The organism is Verrucosispora sp. SN26_14.1 (assembly GCF_004307965.1).
Lineage (GTDB): Bacteria > Actinomycetota > Actinomycetes > Mycobacteriales > Micromonosporaceae > Micromonospora.
The window spans coordinates 1-3,700 of record NZ_SISL01000533.1 but is presented as its reverse complement, the minus strand read 5'-3'; the positions used below and the strand labels follow the sequence as shown (position 1 = coordinate 3,700).

Below are 3,700 nucleotides of genomic sequence, written 5' to 3'. Positions count from 1 at the left end.
GGCGGGACGCGGATGCCATCGCTGCGTTCGGGCGGGGGGTGGGCGTCGGCCGGGTCGCCGGGTCGCTCGGGGCCGGTGTCGTCGGAGGCCGGTCGTGAGGTGTCCGTCACGGGAGGATGAACGGGCCGGACCGGGTCGGGGTGACGAGGTGGCGGCGCTGGCGTCGGCCGGGTCCTGGTGTGTAGGTGGCGCTCGCGGCGGCCGGTCTGCGCGTTCGGCGCGACCACGTCGGGCGCGCACGCCGGGCATGCCGGGTGCTGCGGCCTTCGGTGCCGGGGCGGCGTGGCCTGTGGGGCCCGCCACCGGCCCGGTCGGCCGCCGCGAGCGGCCTACGGAAAAAGCGTAGCCGGGTGAGAAGAACCACACAATGCGAATATCGAAGCCGATCAGGTGCCGCCCGTAGTCGCGGCGGAGTGTCGGTCCCCGGGCGTACGGTTGACGTCATGGCGCTCGACATTCCCCGGCTCGACGGCCGTTTCCAGGTCGTCAGCGATTTCCAGCCGGCCGGTGACCAGCCGGCGGCGATCGACGATCTGGAGCGACGCGTCCGCCGAGGCGACCGGCACACGGTGCTGCTCGGCGCGACCGGCACCGGCAAGAGCGCCACGACCGCCTGGCTGGTCGAGCGGCTGCAACGGCCCACGCTGGTGCTGGCGCCCAACAAGACGCTCTGCGCCCAGCTGGCCAAGGAGTTCAGCGAGCTGCTGCCGGACAACGCGGTGGAGTACTTCGTCTCGTATTACGACTACTACCAGCCCGAGGCGTACATCCCGCAGACCGACACGTACATCGAGAAGGACTCCTCGATCAACGAGGAGGTCGAGCGGCTGCGGCACTCGGCCACCATGTCGCTGCTCACCCGGCGCGACGTGGTGGTGGTGGCGACCGTCTCGGCGATCTACGGCCTGGGCACCCCGGAGGAATACCTGGACCGTGCGGTGCGGGTCGCCGTCGGCCAGGAGCTCGACCGGGACCAGTTGCTGCGCCGACTGGTCGACATCCAGTACACCCGCAACGACATGGCCTTCCAGCGGGGCACGTTCCGGGTCCGGGGCGACACGTTGGAGATCATTCCGGCGTACGAGGAACTCGCCGTCCGCATCGAGCTCTTCGGCGACGAGGTGGAGAAGCTCTACTACCTCAACCCGCTCACCGGGGACGTGGTGCGCGAGGTCGACCATCTGCTGATCTTCCCGGCGACGCACTACGCGGCCGGGCCGGAGCGGATGGAGCGGGCGGTCCGCGACATCGAGGCCGAGTTGGGCGAGCGCCTGGCCGAGTTGGATCGGCAGGGCAAGCTGCTGGAGGCGCAGCGGCTGCGGATGCGCACCACGTACGACATCGAGATGATGCGGCAGGTCGGCTTCTGCTCCGGCATCGAGAACTACTCGATGCACATCGACGGGCGGCTGCCGGGCAGCCCGCCGCACTGCCTGCTCGACTACTTCCCCGACGACTTCCTCACCGTCGTCGACGAGTCGCACGTGACGATCCCGCAGATCGGCGGGATGTTCGAGGGCGACGCCTCGCGCAAGCGGATGCTGATCGACCACGGGTTCCGGCTGCCCAGCGCCGCCGACAACCGTCCGCTGCGCTTCGACGAGTTCCTGGAGCGGGTCGGCCAGATGGTCTTCCTGTCGGCCACCCCGGGGCCGTGGGAGTTGGAGCACGCCCAGGGCGAGTACGTCGAGCAGGTGATCCGCCCGACCGGCCTGGTGGACCCGGAGGTCGTGGTCAAGCCCACCAAGGGCCAGATCGACGACCTGATGCACGAGATCAAGCTGCGCACCGAGCGTGACGAGCGGGTCTTGGTCACCACGTTGACCAAGAAGATGGCCGAGGACCTGTCGGACTATCTGCTGGAGAACGGCATCCGGGTGCGGTATCTGCACTCCGAGGTGGACACGTTGCGTCGGGTCGAGTTGCTACGTGAGTTGCGTCGGGGCGACTACGACGTGCTGGTCGGCATCAACCTGCTGCGCGAGGGGCTGGACCTGCCCGAGGTGTCGTTGGTGGCGATCCTGGACGCGGACAAGGAGGGCTTCCTGCGCAGTGGCCGGTCGTTGATCCAGACCATCGGTCGCGCGGCCCGTAACGTCTCCGGCCAGGTGCACATGTACGCCGACAAGATCACTCCGTCGATGGCGGCCGCGATCGAGGAGACCGATCGGCGCCGGGCCAAGCAGATCGCGCACAACGAGGCGCACGGGATCAGTCCCGAGCCGCTGCGCAAGAAGATCCACGACATTCTCGACGACATCTACCGCGAGGCGGAGGACACCGAGGCGACCCGGGTCGGTGGTGCGGTCCGCCAGTTGTCGCGGGGCAAGGCGCCGGTCAAGGAGACCCGTAGCCGGGCTTGGGGCGGTGCGGCCACCCCGGCCCGCGAGGGCATGGCGCGGGCCGAGTTGGCGCAGCTCATCCAGGAGCTCAACGACCAGATGCTGGCCGCCGCGCGCGAGTTGCAGTTCGAGTTGGCCGCCCGGATCCGCGACGAGGTCGCCGACCTCAAGAAGGAGTTGCGGGGAATGGACGCCGCCGGGGTGTCGTGATGGCCCGGGGCGGGTGTGGTGGCGCCTGGCGATATCGGTTCGTTGCATAGCGCGAGCGAGGTATTGCCGTGCGTGACTGTCCTGCGTACTCTCCGACGGTGGGGAGGCCGGGATGCCGTTGTCAGCAAGTCCTGTCATCCGCAGGGTTCGGCTCGGCGCGGAGTTGCGCCAGCTGCGCCGCGGGGAGTCACTCACCTTGGAGCAGGTCTGTGGCCAGCTCGGGTGGGCGTCCACGTCCAAGTTGTCCCGCATCGAGCTGGGTCAGAGTCGGCCGGACCTGGCCGACGTGCTGGATCTGCTCGACGTCTACCAGGTGCCGCCACCGCAGCGCGAGGCGTTGATCGTCATCGCCCGGGACGCGGCGGCCGGTCGCGGCTGGTCCCGGGCGCTGGGTGAGATGGGGGAGCGGCAACGCGCGTACGCGGAGCTGGAGGCGGGCGCGGCGGGCATCGTCGAGTACCAACCGGCCGTGCTGCCCGGGTTGGTGCAGACCCCGGCGTACGCCCGGCTGCGGCTGGCGGCTGCGGCGCTGATCGGTCCCGAGCTGGACCTGGAGGCCGAGGTGCGGGCTCGCGGGCTGCGGCAGCAGGTGCTGCGCCGGGCCGATCCGCCGCACTACACGGCGCTACTGGACGAGCGGGTCTGCGCCCTCGGCGGCATGCCGGTGGACGTCTGGCGGGAGCAGCTGTGGCACCTGGTGGCGCTGACCGAGCTGCCGCACGTCACCATCCGGCTGGTGCCCGGCGACGTCCCGTCCCACGACGGTGTGCATCCGTTGGCGGGCTTCTCGTGGTACGTCTTTCCCGATCCGGCGGATCCGCGCACGGTGATGGTGGAGACGCTCACCACCGACCTGCGGCTGGTCGCCGAGGCCGACATCGCCCGCTACGAACGGATGGTCGAGTGGCTGTCGGCGGTGGCGCTGCCGGCCACCGAGACCGCGGCGGTGCTGGCCCGGCAGGCCGAGCGACCGGAGATCCCCCGGCCCGCCGACCCCGTCGAGGATGCCGTGCGGGCTCCCGTCGAGGAGGTCCCGGCCGCAGAGCGCGACGCGGAGCGGCTCGCCGGCTGACGTTCGCCGGTCCGGGTCGGACGCGGACGCCGGACGCGATTAGTCGGGTGGGGACGCGCGGCCGGCGGGCCCGGCG

The 3,700-nt window shown here is 70.6% G+C and carries 2 protein-coding genes; both read left to right on the top strand.

Going from position 1 to position 3,700, the window contains the following annotated elements; translation table 11 throughout:
• Positions 1-443 precede the first annotated feature (443 nt).
• The gene (uvrB, locus tag EYA84_RS28525) at positions 444-2,552 is read left to right on the top strand and encodes an excinuclease ABC subunit UvrB (RefSeq protein ID WP_131057039.1); all 2,109 of its coding nucleotides are present in this window, start codon (positions 444-446) and stop codon (positions 2,550-2,552) included.
• A gap of 112 nt (positions 2,553-2,664) precedes the next feature.
• The gene (locus EYA84_RS28520; protein ID WP_131057038.1) at positions 2,665-3,624 is read left to right on the top strand and encodes a helix-turn-helix transcriptional regulator; all 960 of its coding nucleotides are present in this window, start codon (positions 2,665-2,667) and stop codon (positions 3,622-3,624) included.
• The last annotated feature ends 76 nt before the right edge of the window (positions 3,625-3,700 follow it).